The sequence below is a fragment of the Streptomyces sp. NBC_00094 genome (genome assembly GCF_026343125.1).
Classification (GTDB): Bacteria; Actinomycetota; Actinomycetes; order Streptomycetales; family Streptomycetaceae; genus Streptomyces.
Genome location: NZ_JAPEMB010000001.1, coordinates 7,683,150 through 7,702,209 on the forward strand (window position 1 = coordinate 7,683,150; position 19,060 = coordinate 7,702,209).

Annotated in this window: 17 protein-coding genes and 1 pseudogene; 9 read left to right on the forward strand and 9 right to left on the reverse strand. The window is 70.3% G+C overall.

The window, feature by feature from the left end; genetic code table 11:
* Positions 1 to 160 precede the first annotated feature (160 nt).
* Positions 161 to 1,987, forward strand: coding sequence for a SpoIIE family protein phosphatase (locus OG580_RS33845; RefSeq protein ID WP_267047475.1), 1,827 nt, complete (start codon positions 161 to 163; stop codon positions 1,985 to 1,987).
* A gap of 76 nt (positions 1,988 to 2,063) precedes the next feature.
* Here the strand turns inward: OG580_RS33845 and OG580_RS33850 are convergent, their stop codons facing one another.
* Positions 2,064 to 2,405: a YkvA family protein gene (locus tag OG580_RS33850; protein WP_267047476.1), complete on the reverse strand. Its 342-nt coding sequence runs from the start codon at positions 2,403 to 2,405 to the stop codon at positions 2,064 to 2,066.
* Between the two features lie 217 nt (positions 2,406 to 2,622).
* The gene (katG, locus tag OG580_RS33855) at positions 2,623 to 4,812 is read right to left on the reverse strand and encodes a catalase/peroxidase HPI (protein ID WP_267047477.1); all 2,190 of its coding nucleotides are present in this window, start codon (positions 4,810 to 4,812) and stop codon (positions 2,623 to 2,625) included.
* A 296-nt stretch (positions 4,813 to 5,108) separates the two neighbouring features.
* On the opposite strand from katG, the gene OG580_RS33860 reads away from it, so the two are divergent.
* From OG580_RS33860 to OG580_RS33870, 3 genes are all read left to right on the forward strand, one after another.
* Positions 5,109 to 5,537, forward strand: coding sequence for a Fur family transcriptional regulator (locus OG580_RS33860; RefSeq protein WP_267047479.1), 429 nt, complete (start codon positions 5,109 to 5,111; stop codon positions 5,535 to 5,537).
* A 203-nt stretch (positions 5,538 to 5,740) separates the two neighbouring features.
* Positions 5,741 to 7,366, forward strand: a complete 1,626-nt coding sequence (locus OG580_RS33865; RefSeq protein WP_267047480.1) for a phospholipase D family protein — start codon at positions 5,741 to 5,743, stop codon at positions 7,364 to 7,366.
* A gap of 145 nt (positions 7,367 to 7,511) precedes the next feature.
* Positions 7,512 to 7,697 (forward strand): CsbD family protein, encoded by a 186-nt coding sequence (locus OG580_RS33870; protein ID WP_267047481.1) that lies wholly within the window; start codon positions 7,512 to 7,514, stop codon positions 7,695 to 7,697.
* Positions 7,698 to 7,806: 109 nt separating this feature from the next.
* Here OG580_RS33870 and OG580_RS33875 read toward each other — a convergent pair whose 3' ends face one another.
* From OG580_RS33875 to OG580_RS33895, 5 genes are all read right to left on the reverse strand, one after another.
* Positions 7,807 to 8,160: a PRC-barrel domain-containing protein gene (locus tag OG580_RS33875; RefSeq protein WP_267047482.1), complete on the reverse strand. Its 354-nt coding sequence runs from the start codon at positions 8,158 to 8,160 to the stop codon at positions 7,807 to 7,809.
* A 148-nt stretch (positions 8,161 to 8,308) separates the two neighbouring features.
* Positions 8,309 to 9,136 carry a YhjD/YihY/BrkB family envelope integrity protein gene (locus OG580_RS33880; protein WP_267047483.1) on the reverse strand — a complete coding sequence of 276 codons (828 nt, stop codon included), beginning with the start codon at positions 9,134 to 9,136 and terminating at the stop codon, positions 8,309 to 8,311.
* Positions 9,133 to 9,885, reverse strand: coding sequence for a VOC family protein (locus tag OG580_RS33885; RefSeq protein WP_267048217.1), 753 nt, complete (start codon positions 9,883 to 9,885; stop codon positions 9,133 to 9,135). The genes OG580_RS33880 and OG580_RS33885 overlap by 4 nt, the downstream gene beginning before the upstream one ends.
* Before the next feature lie 83 nt (positions 9,886 to 9,968).
* A complete protein-coding gene (locus OG580_RS33890) occupies positions 9,969 to 10,124 on the reverse strand; it encodes a DUF6131 family protein (protein ID WP_267047484.1) in 156 nt (51 codons plus the stop codon).
* A 133-nt stretch (positions 10,125 to 10,257) separates the two neighbouring features.
* Positions 10,258 to 10,812 (reverse strand): helix-turn-helix domain-containing protein, encoded by a 555-nt coding sequence (locus OG580_RS33895; protein WP_267047485.1) that lies wholly within the window; start codon positions 10,810 to 10,812, stop codon positions 10,258 to 10,260.
* A 234-nt stretch (positions 10,813 to 11,046) separates the two neighbouring features.
* Between OG580_RS33895 and OG580_RS33900 the strand changes: the two genes are divergently transcribed.
* The 3 genes from OG580_RS33900 to OG580_RS33910 all read left to right on the forward strand — a co-directional run bounded on the left by OG580_RS33900 (position 11,047) and on the right by OG580_RS33910 (position 14,620).
* A complete protein-coding gene (locus OG580_RS33900) occupies positions 11,047 to 12,171 on the forward strand; it encodes an aryl-sulfate sulfotransferase (protein WP_267047486.1) in 1,125 nt (374 codons plus the stop codon).
* On the forward strand, positions 12,168 to 13,700 hold the full coding sequence (locus tag OG580_RS33905; protein ID WP_267047487.1) for a uracil-xanthine permease family protein: 1,533 nt from the start codon (positions 12,168 to 12,170) through the stop codon (positions 13,698 to 13,700). The genes OG580_RS33900 and OG580_RS33905 overlap by 4 nt, the downstream gene beginning before the upstream one ends.
* Positions 13,701 to 13,834: 134 nt before the next feature.
* Positions 13,835 to 14,620, forward strand: a complete 786-nt coding sequence (locus OG580_RS33910) for a sulfite exporter TauE/SafE family protein (protein ID WP_267048218.1) — start codon at positions 13,835 to 13,837, stop codon at positions 14,618 to 14,620.
* 898 nt (positions 14,621 to 15,518) lie between these two features.
* Here the strand turns inward: OG580_RS33910 and OG580_RS33915 are convergent.
* Together OG580_RS33915 and OG580_RS33920 are read right to left on the reverse strand one after the other, a co-directional pair.
* Entirely contained in the window at positions 15,519 to 15,698 is a 180-nt protein-coding gene (locus OG580_RS33915) for a hypothetical protein (RefSeq protein ID WP_267047488.1), read from the reverse strand.
* A gap of 342 nt (positions 15,699 to 16,040) precedes the next feature.
* Positions 16,041 to 16,325 (reverse strand): annotated as a pseudogene (locus OG580_RS33920) (haloacid dehalogenase); the annotation flags it as partial.
* A 524-nt stretch (positions 16,326 to 16,849) separates the two neighbouring features.
* Between OG580_RS33920 and uppS the strand changes: the two are divergent.
* Positions 16,850 to 17,569 (forward strand): polyprenyl diphosphate synthase, encoded by a 720-nt coding sequence (gene uppS, locus OG580_RS33925; RefSeq protein WP_267048219.1) that lies wholly within the window; start codon positions 16,850 to 16,852, stop codon positions 17,567 to 17,569.
* Entirely contained in the window at positions 17,566 to 19,035 is a 1,470-nt protein-coding gene (locus tag OG580_RS33930) for an oxygenase MpaB family protein (RefSeq protein WP_267047489.1), read from the forward strand. Before uppS ends, OG580_RS33930 begins: the two co-directional genes overlap by 4 nt.
* Positions 19,036 to 19,060 lie beyond the last annotated feature (25 nt).

Genomic DNA, 19,060 nt, shown 5'->3' on the forward strand with positions numbered 1-19,060 from the left:
GGATGTCGCGCAGAGCCCGGAGGTCAGGAACCCGGCGGCCGCCCCGCGACCAGTTCCGCCGCCGGCTCCGGCGGCAACGGCCGGGAGCGCCCCAATCGGCCGGGAAGAGGTGCATGCTGGGCATGAGCGGGGGTCGAGTTCGCGTCTGGAGGCCGAAAGAGTGAACGGTGGTAAGGGGAGACGGCGCCTTGCAGGCCGTGCCTCGGCCGGGAAGAGTACCGCGGCGCACCGCTCGGCCGGTGCCCGCAGGCGGCTCGGCCGGAGCGGCGGCGAGGTCCCCCTCGACCGGCTCACCACGCGCGGTCGGCTCGCCTGGCTGAACTCCGCCGGCTCCAGGATCGGCACCACCCTCGACCTGGAGCGCACCGCTCAGGAGCTGGCCGAGTTCACCGTGCCCGGCTTCGCGGACGGCGCCGCCGTCGATATCCTGGAGAGTGTCCTGCGGGGCGAGGAGGGCTCACGGTGGACGGGCACCGGCGTCCCGCTCATGCGGGCCACCGCGCTGTGCGCCGTCGAGGCGCTGTCCTCCCTGGAGCCCACTCCGGTGGGTGAGACCTTCGCCCGCCCCGAAGAGGCGCACGAGACGCTGCTCCACCGTTACTGTCTGCGACAGGGCAGACCGGTGCTGGTGAGCCGCATGAGGCACGACGACTTCATCAAGGTCGCGCCGACGGAGAGCGCCGCGGCGAAGATGCGGGCCGCCGGAGTGCACAGCTATCTCGCGGTGCCGCTGATCGCCCGCGGGCTGCTGCTCGGCAGCGCGGACTTCGTCCGAGCCCCCGGAACACCACCCTTCTCCTCCACCGACCTCGCACTCGCGGAACACCTGGCCTCCCAGGCCGCCGTCTACATCGACAACGCCCGGCTGTACGGGCGCGAGCGCGAGCACGTCGTCTCGTTGCAGCGGACTCTCCTGCCGCGTGCGACCCCGGTGACGCCCGGGCTGCGTGTAGGGGCCGAGTACGCGCCCTCGACGGCCCACCACGGCGTGGGCGGGGACTGGTACGACGTCATGGCCCTGCCCGGCGGACGTACGGCCCTCATGGTGGGCGACGTCATGGGCCACGGGCTGCCCGCGGCCGCCACCATGGGACGTCTGAGGACGGTCGCCCGCACCCTGATGACCCTGGACATGGCCCCGGAGCGCGTCCTGGCCCGGCTCGACCTCGCCACGCGCGACCTGGAGGACGAACAGGTCGCCACCTTCCTCTGCGCCGTGTTCGACCCGGCCGACTCGACCTACACACTGGCCAGCGCCGGGCACCTGCCGCCGCTGCTCCTCGACGGACACGGTTCTGCCGAGTTCGCGGACGTACCCGTCGGAGCGCCGCTCGGCGTGGGAGTGATTCCGTACGACCCGATCCGTCTGAGAGTCCCGGCGGGCGGCAATCTGGTCCTGTACACGGACGGTCTCGTCAAGTCCCGGCACGAGGACCTGGACCACCAGTTGGAATGTCTGCGCTCGGCGGCGCGCGGCCTGGCACCGGAGGCTCTCGAAAGCGGCGGCCTGATCGAGTGCGCCCCCGCCGGCGACGCTCGTTTCGACGAGGCCGTGCTCCTCGTCGCGACGACCGACTCGACCGCCTCGGGCGCCTCGGCGGCCTCGGGCGGCCCGGCCGACCTGCGTGAGTGGCAGTTGCCGCAGGAAGGCCGCGCGGCGTCCGTCGCCCGGGGCCTGGTCACCGACCAGCTCGCCGCGTGGGATCTGACGGAGCTCGCCGACGTATGCGAACTCGTCGTCTCGGAGCTCGTGGGCAACGCCCTGCGATACGGCAACGGCCCCGGCCGACTCCGGCTGCTGCGCGGCGAGCGCCTCGTCGTGGAGGTCTCGGACACGGGCCCCGACCTGCCGCAGATCCAGCACGCGGACCTCAGCGACGAGGGCGGCCGGGGCCTCCAGCTCATCAACATGCTGTGCCGCCGATGGGGCTCCTGCCGCACCGTGAGCGGCAAGGTGGTCTGGGCGGAACAGAACCTGCCCTCCTGAGAGCGGTACGCACGCACCGCACCGTCCGGCGGCCACACGCAGGTCCGGCCGCACAGGGCTCCTCCGGAACCCACCGTCACCGAGGCGGCTGCACCCTCGCGGGACCGCCGAGCGAGACATCCGAATCCGCAGGCAGTCCCTTGGAACCCGCCCCGCGCCCCGCGGCCGCCATGTGCAGCGCCCGCAGGGCGACCAGAAGCACGCCGATGTCGTCCAGGTAGACCGGGTCCGGGATCAGGTCGATCGGCGAGACCGTGTAGAAGACCGCCGCCCAGAACAGGGCCTTGGACTGCAGCGGGACGCCGGCGTCCATGAGCAGCCTGCGGGCCCGGAAGACGCGCACGAGGAGAACAGCCGCGAATCCCGCCACCACGAGCAGGAGAACCACGACCACGATCAGCCAGAGGGCACTGTCCACGATGCTCTCCTACCCCGTGAGATCCCGATTGCGCCGGTCGTCGCGGCGATGACGACAAGCGTACGACGGAAGCCGGGACCTACGACGTGAACGCCGCCCCGCAAGCGGTGCGCCCGGCTGGACGTGCGGGACGGTGGCCTCGGGCGGCGCCGGTCGGCACGGATGCGGCGGACCGTGGTCCCGGTCCGCCGACCGTCGGCCGACCGGGACCACGGGCTCAGGCGAGGTCGAACCGGTCGAGGTTCATCACCTTGTCCCACGCCGCCACGAAATCACGCACGAACTTCTCTCCCGCGTCCTCGGACGCGTAGACCTCCGAGACCGCCCGGAGCTGGGAGTGCGAACCGAAGACGAGGTCCACGGCGGTGGCCGTCCACTTGGTCTTTCCCGTGGCGCGGTCCCGGCCCTCGAACACGTTCTCCGCCGAGGTCGACGGCTTCCACTCCGTACCCATGTCGAGCAGGTTGGCGAAGAAGTCGTTGGTCAACGTCTCCGGCCGGTCGGTGAGGACGCCGTGGGGGGATCGCCCGAAGCCGGTGTTCAGTGCCCGCATGCCGCCGGTCAGAACCGTCATCTCGGGAGCGGTCAGTGTCAACAGGTTGGCGCGGTCCAGGAGGAGGGTCTCCGGCGACAGCTTCTCGCCCGCCCGGAGATAGTTGCGGAACCCGTCAGCCCTGGGTTCGAGCACGGCGAACGACTCCACGTCCGTCTGCTCCTGCGAGGCGTCCGTGCGCCCAGGTGTGAACGGGACCGTCACGTCGTGCCCGGCGTTCTTCGCGGCTTGCTCCACGGCCGCGCACCCGCCCAGGACGATCAGGTCGGCGAGCGAGATCTTCGTTCCGCCGGAGTGCGAGCCGTTGAAGTCCTGCTGGAGCTGCTCGAGGGTCTGCACCGTCTCGGCCACCTCCGGCAGGGCATTGACCTCCCAGTCCTTCTGCGGCGCGAGGCGAATCCGCGCCCCGTTGGCCCCGCCGCGCATGTCGGTGCCGCGGAAGCTCGCCGCCGACGCCCAGGCGGTGGCGACCAGTTGGGAGACCGACAGTCCCGAGGCGAGGATCCTCGCCTTGAGGGCGGCGATGTCCTCGTCCCCGACCAGCCGGTGATCGACCTGGGGTACGGGGTCCTGCCACAGCTGCGGCTCGGGGATCCACGGACCGAGGTAGCGCGAGAGGGGGCCCATGTCACGGTGCAACAGCTTGTACCACGCCTTGCCGAACGCGTCCGCGAGCTTGTCCGGGTTCTCGTGGAAGCTCTTCGCGATCGGTGCGTAGATCGGATCCAGCTTCAACGAGAGGTCCGTCGTCAGCATCATGGGAGCGTGCCTCTTCGACGGATCGTGAGCATCGGGCACGGTGCCCTGCGCCGAGGGATCCTTGGGAGTCCACTGCTTCGCACCGGCCGGGCTCGTCGTCAGCTCCCAGTCGTACCGGAACAGGTTGTCCAGGTACCCGTTGTCCCACGTCGTCGGCGCGGAGGTCCAGGCGCCCTCGAGCCCGCTGGTGAGCGTGTCCGCGCCCTTGCCGCTGCCGTACGTGTTCTTCCAGCCGAGGCCCTGCTGCTCGATGGGGCAGGCCTCGGGTTCCGGACCGATGTACTCGGGGTCGACGGCGCCATGGCATTTGCCGAACGTGTGGCCGCCGACGATGAGCGCGACCGTCTCCTCGTCGTTCATCGCCATGCGCGCGAACGTCTCGCGAATGTCCTTGGCGGCCGCGATCGGATCAGGGCTGCCGTTGGGCCCCTCAGGATTGACGTAGATCAGTCCCATCTGTACGGCGCCGAAAGGACCGGTGAGTTCCCTGTCGCCGCTGTAGCGCTCGTCTCCGAGCCAGGTGTCCTCGGGCCCCCAGAAGATCTCCTCTGGATCCCAGATGTCCTCTCGCCCGAATCCGAAACCGAACGTCTTGAACCCCATGGATTCCATGGCGCAGTTACCGGCGAAAACCAGAAGATCAGCCCAGGAGATCTTCCGGCCGTATTTCTGCTTGACCGGCCAGAGGAGGCGACGCGCCTTGTCGAGGCTCGCGTTGTCCGGCCAACTGTTGAGGGGAGCGAAACGCTGGGCGCCGGTGCCGCCACCGCCTCGGCCGTCGGCGATGCGGTACGTCCCGGCGGCATGCCAGCTCATGCGGATGAAGAGCGGCCCGTAGTGTCCGTAGTCGGCCGGCCACCACTCCTGCGACGCCGTCATCACCTCGATGACGTCGCGCTTCAGCGCGTCGACGTCGAGGGTCGCGAACGCCTTCGCGTAGTCGAAGCCCTCGTCCATCGGATTGGCCTGGGGCGCGTGCTGGTGGAGTACCTGAAGGTCCAGCTGGTCGGGCCACCAGTCCCGGTTCGTTCTGGGCCGGGTCGGCGTGGGAGTGGGTGCGGGGATTACCGGGTTCTCGCTTTCGCTGCCGGACACGTTCGTCCTTCTTTCTGTCTCGGTGTTCGCGTCTGCCGTCTGTTTGCTCTGGATGTCGTACGTACTTCTCCGGTGCCGAGCGTCACGATTCGCGTCAGTCCATGCCATGACGCCCGTCGGCGTCCGTATGGTCGCGCACCGTGGACCGCACGGGCAGGGGAACACGCAGAGCGCCTCCGCATAACAAAGTAGAAATCCGGCGGATCCGGAGAATCGCTCTCTCCGCCTCCCTTCGGAAATCGGGCGGCTACCGGTAAACTCCCGTCACCCCGCCGAGTCTGAACAGGTGACCCCACATGAGCGACCTGCTGGAGCGAATGCGAGGGCGCGGCTGGCGGATGACGTCCCAGCGGCGTGTCGTCGCCGAGGTCCTCGAAGGCGAGCACGTACACCTCACGGCAGACGAGGTGCACGCCCGTGCCGCGCAGCGGCTGCCCGAGATCTCCCGAGCGGCCGTCTACAACATCCTGGGCGAACTGGTCCTGCTCGGTGAGGTGGTGGAAGTCTCCGCCCAGGGCCGCGCGAAACGCTACGACCCCAACGCGCACCGCCCGCACCAGCACCTGGTGTGCTCCGGCTGCGGCACCATCCGTGACGTCCACCCGACCGGCGATCCACTGACCGGCCTCCCCGAGGAGGAGCGCTTCGGCTTCACGGTGTCCGAGGTCGAGGTCACCTATCGCGGGCTGTGCCCCCGGTGTGTGTCCGGTCTGCCGCCCGTGTGAGGCGCTGTGCGCCCGGTCTCCCGCCCGTGTGAGCCGCTCCGGTCCGCTACCGCGCGCACACCGCCCGACAGCGTGAGCCGTAAACCGCCCTGGAGTGGGAGGCTGAAAGGTGAGGGCCCGTGTCGACGAGACCCGGGAGATCCGAAGGGGCGACGCCCCGTCTGCTGCGGCCGGCGGGAGGAGCACCTTGGAGGGCCGAGGACGTGACGCGTGCAGAGTGGTTCCTGACATCCGGTGAACGCGGTAATTCCGCGACGCGCCTGGACACGCGCCGCCAGGACGGGAAGGCCTGGTCCGAGGGGAATCAGGCGCGCCCCTTGGTTCACGGCGCCGCGTACTTCACGGAGCTCCTGGAGGCCATTCGCGTCATGCGCTCCGGCGACCTGCTCCTGTTCACCGACTGGCGCGGCGATCGCGACGAGCGGCTCGCCGGTCAGGGCACCGAGGTCGGCACGGTTCTGTGTGAGGCGGCCAGACGTCACGTCGTCGTGAAGGGGCTGTTGTGGCGCTCCCACCTGGACGGTCTCCGGTTCAGCCAGAAGGAGAACCGCCGCCTCGGCGCGCAGATCGAGGAGGCGGGCGGCGAGTGCCTGCTCGACATGCGGGTGCGGCCCGGAGGCTCGCACCACCAGAAGATGGTGGTGTTGCGTCACCCCGGCCGCCCGGAGCTGGATGTGGCGTACGTCGGAGGAATCGATCTCTGCCGCAACCGGAACGACGACGCCACCCACTCCGGCGACCGCCAGTCTCTGCCCCTGGCCTCCGCCTACGGTCCGCACCCGCCGTGGCACGATGTCCAGCTCGCCCTTCGCGGCCCGGTCGTCGGCGACGTCGAGGCCGTGTTCCGCGAACGGTGGCAGGACCCCGCTCCGCTCAGTCGTAGCCCGGCCACCCGCCTGCGCGCGCTGCTGCACCGCGAGGACACCGACGCGGATCGCCTCCCGCCGCAGGCCCCCGATCCCGTTCCGTACGGCACGCACACCGTGCAGCTGCTGCGCACGTATCCGAACCGACTGCTGCGCGGCTATCCCTTCGCCCCCGACGGAGAACGGAGCATCGCGCGGGGGTACCTCAAGGCGCTTCGACGGGCCAGGGCCCTGATCTACGTCGAGGACCAGTACCTGTGGTCCCCCAGGGTGGTGGCCTGCTTCGCCCAGGCTCTGGCCAGGCACCCCGGACTGCTGATGATCGGCGTCATCCCCACGATCCCGGAGCAGGCCGGCCGGCTCACGCTGCCCATGAACCTGGTCGGGCGGATCACGGCCATGGAGGAGTTGCGTCGCGCCGGCGGCGACCGGGTCGCGGTGTACGGGCTGGAGAACCATGCCGGGACCCCCGTGTACGTGCATGCCAAGGTGTGCGTGATCGACGACGTGTGGGCCTCCGTGGGTTCCGACAACATCAACCTCCGCTCGTGGACCCACGACTCCGAACTCAGCTGCGCCGTCGTCGACGAGATCCTGGACCAGCGGCAGCCACGCGACCCCGGAGGGCTCGGAGACGGCGCGCGCGTCTTCGCGCGAGAGCTGCGCCTGGGGTTGATGCGCGAGCACCTGGACGTGCAGGGGGCCGCGGGACAGCGGGCAGTGGCGGCGCCGGACGCGCTGTGCGACCCGGCGATCGCCTTCGGTGCCTTCGAGGAGGCTGCCGCGGCACTCGACGCATGGCATCAAACCGGCCGCCGTGGTCCACGCCCGGCGGGCCGTCTGCGCGGGTACACACCCCCGGATCTGTCCGGCGCGCAGAGGGCGCTGGTGACTCCGCTGTACCGCGTTCTGGTCGATCCGGACGGCCGTCCGCTGAGGCTGCGGCGCCGCAACGCGTTCTGAACAGGTCATTCCGCGGCTCGGTGAGGAAGACGTCAGGCCGCCACGGTCCATGTCCTCATCGTCCCGTCCCGTCGACGGGCGGGATTCCCGGTGCGTGACTAGCGTGACGTGTGGAACCAATCCGTAGGAAAGGGGTAGTCCCGTCATGGCTGGCAAGGGTACGGAGAAGGCGAAGGGCAAGCTGAAGGAAGTCGCCGGAAAGGCGACGGGCAACAAGCGCCTGGAGACGGAAGGCAAGACGGACCAGATGAAGGGCAAGGCCCGGGAAGCGGGCGAGGCGGTCAGTGAGCGCGCCAAGGGCGTCCGCGACTCCCTGGACCCCGAGAAGTAGACCGGCGCGCAGTCCAGGCGTCGAAGCGCCCGCAGCCCCCGCCGCCCTCTGAGGAGGCGGGGGCCGCATCCGCGGGTGGGCCCCCGGCTGTGAACGGGATCGCCCGCTCTCACATGTGCGGCTGGCCGTAGTACCGGGCGAACTGCTCAAGGTAGGTGGGTTCGCCGCCGTACGCGGCCTCGTCGAATTCGGGGGCGTCCTTGATCTGGTCCTTCGTCCGGTCGACGTAGACCTTCTTCTCCACGGTGTCGATCAGCTTGATGGTGCCGGCCGGCAGGAGCACGTGCTTGCCGAAGATCCACATCCCGGTATCGACGACCAGGTAGGAGGAACCCACCTCCTCGGAATGCTTGTCGATCTTCCCGATGCCACCGTCGGTGGCCTCGACCTTGTAGCCGATGAGATCGGTTCCCTGCTGGTATCCCGCCCTCGGGTGGTAGACCCAGATGTCGATGTCGCTCACGGCGATGCCTCTCCGTAGGTGATGGATCGCGGAGAATGTGCCGGATTTCGGCAATGGCGAAACGGGAGCTCGGAACTCCCACACGACTGCCCGCACGTTGTCACCGCTGCCGACGCGCGTCCGGACCCGCGTCCACGGGCGCCGGGGATCACCCCCGTCGCTTCGGCGCGGTCGTCAGGCGGGGCAGCTCGCCCTCGATGAGGCGGCCCGTCAGCGCACCGCCGAACACGACCACGCCCACGGCGACGAGCCAGGTCTGGATGACGAGGAACGCTCCGAACGGGCCGTAGGTGACGGCGCTGGACGCTATCAGCGGGGAGAAGACGAGCCGGGAGAAGATCCTGAGCCCAAGCAGTCCGAGAACGGTGGCCACCGCCCCGGGAAGCAGGGCGAGCCACGCGACCCGGCCGCCGAGCAGCAGTCGCTGTGACCACCAGAAGAACAGGACGCCGCTCAGCAGGGTGACGACGCCATGGGCCGGGCTGTCGCGCCAGAAGGAGGGGACCGCGAACAGGTAGAGGACCGCTATGAGGACCGCGAGCCACAGAACGTGCCGCCACCGGGCCCACCAGCGGGCCGGAGGGAGGTCCCAGACCTGCTCGTAGGCGCTCTGCACCACGGTGCCGAACGACAGGCCGAACACAGCGAGAAGGGCGAGGCCGAACGCCGTCGTGGTCCGCCGCACCTGGCCCGGCAGCGCGAACAACCGCTCGATCTCCGCCCTGGCCGCCTCCGACACTCCGAGGCCGTCCCCGAGCCACTGCGCGAACCCCTTCCCGCTCCCCGCACCCGCCGCGGACACGACGATCAGAAGCGGGACGAGCGTGAGGAACCCGAGTGCCGCGAACCCCAGCGCACGCTGCCACAGCTCGAGATCGCTCACCGGCCCCCATCGGTGCCCGGCCCGCAATCGGCGGAACACGCTGCTCACCCGCTGCAACGGAGACCGACGCCCGTCGGGCCGGGAGCCCATCATCGTGCCGGCGCCTGGCCAGGTGGGTCATGAGGGGCGACCAGGGTGAAGTGCGCCCCCTCCGGGTCGGCGAGATCGACCCATCGGCTCATGGGGGACGTGTGGACGGGAGAGGCGGTGCTGCCCCCCGCCCGGTCGGTGGCCTCGATCGCCTCCTCAAGATCGGGCACGGGAAAGCGGACGTGCCAGTCGGGGCGGACCTCGGGGTCCGGTGCCTCGTCGAGAGCTCCGCCGCCGATGAGGGCGACGGTGTCGTGTCCATGGCGCACAACGACATGATCGTGTTCGTAGGACGCCACGCAGCAGCCGGGGCGCTCACCGGACCAGTCGAAGACCTCGCCGTAGAAGGTCGAGGCGGCGTAAGCCTCACGTGTACGCAGTTCCAGCCAGGCCGGAGCACTGCCACGACCGACCGACCAGTCCGGGACCACGGCACCCTCCCAGAAGCCGAACACGGCTCCCGTGGGGTCGGCGGCCAAGCCCGCACGGCCGGTACCGAAGGCGAGGGGACCCACGGCCATGGTGCCGCCGCGTTCGAGGATCCGGGCCGCGGTGACGTCGGCGTCGACGACGGCGAAGTACGGCGTCCACGCCACCGGGATGACGAAACGCTCGGTGAGCGCCCCGATACCCGCCACCGGAGCCCCGTCGAGAAAGGCGACCGCGAAACCGTCACCGAGCCGACTGGCTCTGAACTCCCAGTCGAGCACGCCGCTGTAGAAGTGCTGCGCGGACACCATGTCCCGGGACATCAGGCTGACCCAGCACGGGGCCCCCGCGATCTCATGGCTCGACGTCGACACGGCCGCCACCCTTGTACGTCGCTGTCGGCCGCCTACCAGTAGTGCCGGCGCCCGCCGACCTGGTGACCGACCGCACCCATGATCCAGAGGATGGCGCCGACGGCCACGAGGATGATCCCGATGGTCCAGAGAATGCTGATGCCGGCCACGAATCCGATCACGAGCAAGATAATGCCGAGGACGATCATGGTGTCCTCCGATCCTGCTGAACGCTCCCTTTCAGGGTAGGTGTCTCCGCCGCTCGCAGCCTCCGGGAGCACGCGGCCTCACCAGGGAAGATCAGTGAGCGTGCTCCCGAAACGCGCGGGCGCCCCGCCCCCCTCAGGACCCCAGCACCTCCACGTGGTCGCCGATCGCGACCACCAGGACCCGCGAGCCCGGCTCGGTGGTACGCCAGCGGTGCCGGACACCGCCGGACAGCAGCAGGGTGTCCCCGCGCGTCAGTCGGTGGACCCGGCCGTCGGCCTCCACCTCCACCGCGCCGTCCGCCACGTACATCAACTCGTCGTTGCGGTGCCGGAACTCGCGGTCCGCCTCGTGCTCGCCGACGAACTCCAGGGCGTGCAGCTGGTGGCGGCCGCGTACCACCGGCCGGACGCCTGCCTCCCGGTCGAGGCCGCTGTCCTCGCCGGCGCGCACCACGTCGATCGTGCGGGTCTCGTCCGAGGCGGCGAGCAGATGTACGGCCGTCGTGCCGAGCGCGTCCGCGATCCGCTGCAGGGACCGCATGCTGGGGCGCGCCCGGTCGTTCTCGATCTGGCTGAGGAACGGGGAGGAGAGCCCGCTGCGTTCGGCCACGTCGGCGAGCGTCAGGTCGAGTGCCCGTCGCCGTCGGCGTACAGCGGCACCCACCCGCGGTGTGTTCACGGCCTCCATGGTGTCCCGTCCTTCCCCCACCCCACGGTGCCGTTCTCCCTGGTCGACGGCGCCTGACGGCACCCTACGCGGCGCGCGCCGGGAACCCGGAGACGGTTTCGTACTGCCGACACACGCCCGTCACACAACGTCTCTACCGTCAAAGTCGATTGATCACATCAAAGAAACTTTGATGACCGGCACCTGACGACTGACGACCGACGGCTGCCGACGACTGACGACTGGAGTTCCGACATGCCCCCGATCGACCAGAACTCGCGCCGCCGACGCCCCACCGGCCTCATCGCCTGCGACGAGACGGCGGTGTACGACGGCTACACCCTCTACGCGCCGCTCACCGGCACGGGAGAGGTCCACCTCGTCGACATCCACGGCCGTACCGTCCACCGCTGGGACCTTCCCTACCGGCCCGGCCGCCACGCCCGGCTGCTCGCCGACGGAAACCTCGCCTACAACGGCGTACTCCCGGGCGAGAGCGCCCTTTTCCCGATGTGGCACAAGTACCGGGGCGGCGTCATGCTCCGGGCGGCACCCGACGGAACCGTCCTCCGGGAGTACCGGGACCCCCTCCAGCACCACGACGCCCACCATCTCGACGACGGCCGCATCCTCTACACCGCTCTGGAGCCCCTGACCGGGGCAGAAGCAGCGACGGTACGAGGCGGGGTGCCCGGTTCCGAAGCCGCGGACGGCGTGGTCTGGGCCGACACCATCAGGGAGGTCGGCCCGGACGGCGAACTCCTGTGGTCGTGGCGCGCCGCCGAGCACCTCGACCGCGCGTCCTTCGCGCTCCACGAGGCGTACGCCCGCGAGCACTGGCCCCTGATCAACAGTGTCACGCCCCTACGGGACGGCAACATCCTCGTCAGCCTGCGCAGCGTCTCGGCGGTCGTCGTCATCAGCCGCGACACCGGCGAGATCCTCTGGCGCAGCCGACCCGGCACGACCAGCCAGCAGCACGCGCCCACCGAACTGGACGACGGGCGGCTGCTGGTCTTCGACAACGGCGTCTTCCGTCCCGGGCACGACGTGCCCTACTCCCGCGTCATCGAGATCGACCGGGGCGACGGCGACGTCGTATGGGAGTACCACGACCCTGCCCGCGAGTTCTTCTTCGCGCCCTTCATGGGCTCCGCACAGCGCCTGCCCAACGGCAACACCCTCGTCACGGACTCCCCGTCCGGGCGGCTCTTCGAGGTGACGAAGGACGGCTATCTCTGCTGGGAGTACGTCGTCCCCTACTTCGCCGGATACGAGGAGAGCGAGGTCCGCGGTCTCTTCCCGTCCGAACCCAACGCCGTCTTCCGCGCCTACCGTTACGCCGCGGCCGACATCCCGTGGCTGGAGGCGACGGCATGACGACCACCAGGGACACCCACTCCGCTTCCGCTTCCGTCTCGCCCCGGTCCGCCGCGGCCGCCAAGGCCGCCAAGGCCGCCAAGGCCGCCAAGGCCGCCGAGACTGCCGAGACTGCCGAGACCGGCAAGGTTGCCGAGACCGGCAAGGCTGCCGAGGTCGTCGAGTCCGTCGACGCCGTCCCGGCCGTCGACCCCGTCCAGGCGCGGGTTCCGCTGCGGCGACTCGCACCGCTGGCGGCCCAACACGTCCTGGCGATGATCGCCGCGCCGGTCTCCACCGTCTTCCTCGTCGCCGGCACCCTGAAGATGCCGCCGGGAGCCACGGCCTCACTGCTCAGCGCCGTCCTTCTGCTGTGCGGAGCGGGCGCCCTGCTCCAGTCCCTCGGCGTGTGGAGGATCGGCGGCCGCCTGCCGTTCGTCATGCTGCCCGGCGGCGCCGCGACCGCGCTGTTCCTCCAGATCGCCCAGGAACACGGCGCGCCGACCGCCACCGGTGCCGTCCTCCTGGCAGCGGCGCTGCTGCTCTCCGTACTGCCCTTGTACGCCCGGGTCGTTCGCCTTTTCCCGCCCCTGGTCATGGGCGTGACCGTGCTGCTCATCGGGATCGCGATGATCCGGGTCGCCGCCCGGCTCATCACCGGCCCGGACGGCACCGGGGAACCGCGCGCGGTGCTCCTCGCCGCGCTGACGGTCGCGGCGACCGTCGCCGCGTACGTGTTCCTGCGCGGCGTCTGGCGCCAGACCTCCGTCCTCATCGGGATGGTGACCGGCACCGTCGTGGCGGTGACGACCGGCCTCGGGACCTTCGGTCCGGCGGCCGGCAGCGGCTTCGCCCTGCCGGACCTCCTGCCGTTCGGGGCGCCCCGGTTCGATCTCGTGGCCGCCCTGCCGCTGCTCGTGTTCAGCCTCACGACCCTGGCCGAGATCACCGGACAGACGGTGCTCAACAGCGAGAACGTCGGCCGGACTCCCGCCCCCGAGCGTGACGTTCCGCGCGTCGCCCGCGCCGACGCCCTCGTCTCGATGGCGGGCGGACTGTTCGGGACGTCGCTCATGGTCACCAGCGCGGAGAACATCGGCATCGGCCGGCTCACCGGAGTCCGCAGCCGCTTCGTGACCGCCGGGGCAGGAGTCCTCCTCATCGGCCTCGGGCTCGCCACGCCGGTCTCCCGCGCCCTGGCCGGCATACCGGAGGCCGTCGTCGGCGGCTCGTCCCTCGTCGTCTACGCCGTCATCGCCGTGATGGGCGTCGAGATGCTCCGCCGGGCCGACCTGTCGGGCACGGGCACGGGCAGTCTGACGGCCGCGCTCGCACTCACCGCGGGACTGCTGCCGCTGCTCACCCCGGACCTGTACGCGGGATTCCCCGCCTGGGCTCGTACGATCCTGGGCAGCGGCGTCGTCGCAGGCACACTGGCGGCCGTCCTCCTCACCGCGCTCCTGCGCCCCCTCCGCGGCCATCCTGAGCAGGACGAGGACGAGGGCGAGGACGAGAACGAGGACGCCGACGTGGGAAGAGGCGACCGCTGACCCACCGGGGGAGTGGCGAGCCGGGGAGAGCCACGCGGCGCGTTCAGTGCACAGCCGGCCGACGCTACCCCTCCGTGTCGAACTCACCGCGCCCCTGCGGATACTTGACCGGTGATCTGCGAAACGGCTGTGTGGTGAACTGCTCCTCGGGACTGCTGGGATTCGCGGCCGGGCTGGCGATCTCGGTGGTGACGGCTCCGGCCGGAGTGTCCGGCGCGGTGTTCCTGCTGCCGGTGCAGGTCAGCGTCCTGGGCGTGCCGTCCCCCGCGGTGACACCCACGAATCTGCTCTACAACGTCGTCGCCGGTCCCGGCGCCCTGGTCCGGCACGCCCGCGCGGGCAGGCTCGGCGGTCCGCTGACCCGCCTCCTGCTGGCCGGAACCGTCCCCGGGGTCGTGGTCGGCGCGGTCATCCGCGTGTTCGCGATCCCCGGTCCGACGGTGTTCCGCCTGCTGATCGCGGCCTTCCTCCTGCCGCTCGGCCTGTGGCTGTGCTCGCGGACCCTGCGACCGGCCGCAGGGGAGAGGCCGGCACGCCGGCTGTCCGCGCGGACGACCGGCGGCCTGGCACTGGTGGTGGGGACGGTCGGCGGGATCTACGGCATCGGCGGAGGCTCCCTCCTCGGCCCGATCCTCGCCGGACGCGGGATGCCGGTCGCCGAGGTGGCTCCGGCAGCCCTCGCGTCCACGTTCGTGACCTCGGTCGTCGGCGCGGGCACGTACGCGCTGCTGTCCCTGACCACCGAGGGCGCCATCGCCCCCGACTGGCCGTTGGGGATCGCCTGCGGACTGGGCGGGCTCGTCGGCGGCTACCTCGGAGCCCACCTCCAGCCCCGTCTCCCCGAGACCTCGCTACGGCTCCTCCTCGGCACCCTCGCCACCGCCCTCGGCACGCTCTACGCCGCCCAGACACTCACCTGACCCGCCCCGCCCCTGACAAGGCGGGGCGCCAGAAACATCCACGGCCTGTCCGACAGCTCGTGCGAGGTGACCCGCCAGCATCTGTGCCCTCGGCGTCGAGCCCGACGGTCCGCGGGGGCCTAAAGCGGGTGTGCACCGGTTGCGGCGGCCGCGCGTTCATCGCGGATAGCGAGGAGTTCTGGGAGGACGCGGATCCTGGCGGGGCCTGCTGCCCGTGCGAGAACGAGGAGTTCGAGACCGCGGTCGCGTTCTCCCTCGCCGGTGACGGGTCGGTCCGCTGGGTGACCGTTGGGCTGCGGTGTCAGAAGGACGGTTGGTTCGCTGCGGCGTCTACGGTGCGCTGGGCGGAGTGCTCGACAAGTCCATGGCCGGGTTCTGAGCCGTTCCGGCGCAGGGCGCCTGTCGTTGTTCGGTGGCGAAGCGGGACAGCCCCGAGGTTCAGCGGGCGAGCCCTATCACGCTTGATGCCAAAGCCAGGGGTGCTCACAGAACTCTCTCGGGCAAGGGGCGTCGGGGTGGTGGGGTGTCCGTATATACGCCGGACATCCGCAACTCATGCACGAGGTGGGGCCGTCATCGATGCCCACTGCCTTCAGCCTCGCACGGGCCTGCTGTTGGGCCATCCGCAGTTGCTCCTCGGCCTTACCGAGGGCGGCAGCGTTCTCCTCGTACACGTCCTTTTGGGCGCCTGTCAGATCACTTTCACTTGCCATCGCTCTGTTCCTTGCCTGGGTGCCGGTATTAATCCTCGGCTGATATGAAGGCTAGATTGAGAGGTACCCCCAGCTCTCCACTCTGAAGGGCTCCGGAATCAGAGATGGCAGAGCCGTCCCGCGCGGTGTGCGAAGGGGTGCGGGATCGCCGGCCCCTGCCGTCCTGCGCGCCGGTCACGCGCCGGTCACGCGCCAACCTCCTTACAGAACGCCTGAAGGTTGTCCTGGTAGAAATATCCGACGAACACGGGATAGGCCTCTCGCATACAATTCTTGGGGTCCTCGTCATCGATGCCGCGTTCAGTCGCCAAATCCAGTAGCCAGTCAGCCATCGACGCGCCCGACTTGGAGGGTTTGCTGCCCACGCGGAACTCAAGTGGCAGAGAATGTGACTCGGCGACAGATCCGTAGAGATTCTCGTCGGTCTTGAGAATGCGAACGATGAAACCGCGGCACCCCAAGGCGAAATGCTCATCGCTTTCGAAAATTTGCGAAACCTACTCAATGTCTGTCATGAGGAGATCGAGCGCGATCGCTTCCTCTTTCTCGGACAGAACCCATGTCGGGTTTCGTATGCCGGAGAATATATCTAGTTCAACTTCCAGCATGACGGCACTCCTGGATGTTGGTTTATTCCAGTGTCACCCCGCAGACAGAGGAACTCCACACGTGAGTCTGCCCGTGAGATGGGGTCATGCTCCCGCCCCGGACAGAGTGGCCAGCACGGGCACCAACCCGTTCCGCCGGCACCAGCCCACGGTCTCCGTGATGCCCGAAGCCAAGGGAAGCCCATCGAGCCAGCCGGAGACTTGCTCTTCGGACACACCCGCCCAGCCCTTGGCGTCCAGCTCCGAGACTTGTCGATTGTCCAGGTCGCCGGAGGCGTAGGCATCCTCGGCCTTGGCCAACTCGTCCCGATGGCCAAGGAGGCCGGCCGGATAGGCCGACGAACTCGTGCCTGGGACGAGGGTGCCATCGGCATCGCAGAACACGGCGCCCGCATGATCGGATGAGGCCTGGCGGACTTCCTCCGCACCTGCAACCACCACCGCTGACGACTGCCTCGCGCATCCACGGCTCGTCGCGATCCACGATCCGCTCGACCGTTCACCCAACGGCGGGCCGGGGGAGGGCACCCGCGTCGGCCGTCGGTTCGCAGGACGCCGGTGCGAGGGCTCGGACGTACGCGCCAAGGGTGACAGTCACCCGTTTCCGCCGGTCAGGACTCTCACGTTGTCAGACTCCTGGGAGAGAACGCGCCGGTGGGGCGTGGGCGAGGCGGGGGCGGCGAGACACGGTGGGCGTGACCGAGCGCGGTACGACTGGACGTGCCGCTCCGGATGGGACGGGGCCGGGCGTGACGGACCACGGCGTCCCGAGCGCACGCGCGGTGACGGAGGACCGGCCGGACCGGCGACGCCGCGGCGAGGAGCCCGGCGGGCAGCGGCAAGACGATGGGCCGGGCAGGGAGGAGCGGAGCGAAGGGCCCGGCGAGCAGCGGCGGGACGACGGGCGGGTGCGCGCCGTGCCGCGGCACGTGGCCTGTGTGATGGACGGCAACGGCCGCTGGGCACAGCAGCGTTCGCTTCCTCGGACGGCGGGTCACCGGGCCGCGGAGACCACCGTCATCGACATCATCGAGGCGGCCCGGGCGGCCGGCGTCGAGTGGCTCAGCCTGTACGCCTTCTCCACCGAGAACTGGAACCGCCCTGGCGCCGAGGTCGACTACCTGATGCGCCTGGTCCGCCGGGTCGTGCGAAAGCACGCGCCGCTGCTGCTCGCCCGCGGCATCCGCTGCCGCTTCCTCGGGGCCGCCAACTCGCGCATCCCCCGTGAACTGGCCCAGGACTTCGAGGACTTGACGACGCTGACGGCCGACAACCGGGGGATGACGCTGACCGTCGCCTTCGACCACGGCGGGCGCCGGGACATCGTCGAGGCCGCAAGGTCGCTGATCCGTAGTGGGACGCCCGCAGGCGAGGTGACCGAGCAGCTCTTCGCGGACCACCTGCCGTTCCCCGACACCCCCGACGTGGACCTCGTCATCCGCACCTCCGGTGAGCAGCGCATCTCCAACTTCATGCTCTGGCAGGTCGCCTACGCCGAGTGGGTCTTCCCCGAGGCGCTCTGGCCGGACTTCCGGGCCCCCGACTTCCTCGACTGCCTGCACACCTACCGGCGCCGCGACCGCCGCTTCGGCGGTCTGCCGCTCCGGACGAACGGAGACCCATCATGACGACCGGAACCACGGGAACGGCCGACGAGGCAACCTTGTTCGGCCCGGATTCACAGTTCCGTGCCTTCTTCGACGACCCGCGCTGGGCGCTGGCCGTGATCCGCGCCACCGTACTGGAGGCCGCTCACCCGCAGATCGCCGCCGCCCTCGCCGACAACTCCACCTTCGTCGCCCACCCCTGGCGCCGGCTCCGCAACACCTTCCTCAGCATGCGGCGCATGTTCGACGCCGACCCGGCGGTACGCGAGCGGGAGGCCGCCCGGCTCAACCGGCTGCACACCCGCATGAGCGGCTCCGACGCCCGCGGCCGCGCCTACGACGCCATGGACCGCGCGACCCGCGCCTGGGTGGTCGCCACTCTCTTCGAGAGCGCCGTCACCATGTTTCGGCTGAGCGGCCAGCCGCTCGACCAGGACACCATGGAGCGCATGTACGCCGAGTACCGCGCGTTCCTCGCCGCGCTCGACGGCGACGCCGGGGAACTCCCGGAGGACCTCCACGACTTCTGGCGGTACTTCGACAAGGTCGTCGAGGACGAGCTGGAGAACACCGAGGCGGTGCGCATCATCCTCTACCGGCTCTTCGACCACCTGCCCGCCCCGGCGCTGCTCGACGGCGCGCCGACGCTGTGGGCGGCCGGCCGGGCCGTCGCCGGTCCGCTCCTCGGCGCGATCACCGTCGCCTCGCTCCCCGAGTCGTACCGGCGCCGGGCCGGCCTACCGGAGATGCCCGGCGCCCCGACCCTCATGCAGGGCGCCTACCTTGCCGCCGGGCTCGCCCGCTTCCTTCCCGTGGGCTGGATCAACGCCGAGAGCATCATCGACGTCCTCTCGCTCTCGCCCGGGAGCGACGACCCCCGCGCCCGGACCGTGACCGCCCTGCGCGCCCGTATGAAGCGGGCGTCGGCCCTGCTCCGCCTCCTCGCGCCGCTGGGCGGCGAGGCCGACCCCGACCCCGGCCCGGCACCTTCTGCGGCCACGGGGGAGGGCCGACGCTCGGCGGAGGAGTTCTTCCGCCGGGTGCTGGACCAGACCGGCGACGGGTACCTCGACTGGCCTGACCTCGCCGCCATGGCCCGCGAACTCTCCACCCGCCTCGACCTGGACGAACCCGAGGAGACCCGGCTCTACGACGCCTTCGCCGCCTGGTGGCGCGAGCTCCAGGCCGCCCTCGACACGGACGGCGACGGCCGAGTCAGCGCCGAGGAGTACGCCGCCGCCGTCCCCTCCCTCGCCGGACCCGCGCTCATCCGCGTCGCCGAGGTGCTCTTCGACGCCACCGACAAGGACGGCAGCGGGACCATCGACGCGGACGAGTACCGGACCCTGTTCCGCACCGCCTTCCACCGCGACCTCACCGCCACCGACGGCGCCTACGGCCGGAGCGCCTTCGTAGGCGACTTCCTCTCCTTCATGTCGGGCCGCCGCACGAGTGCCCAGTACGACCCCCTCCTCGCCGACGCCTGAGGCGTTTCGTTCGGATCACCGGGCC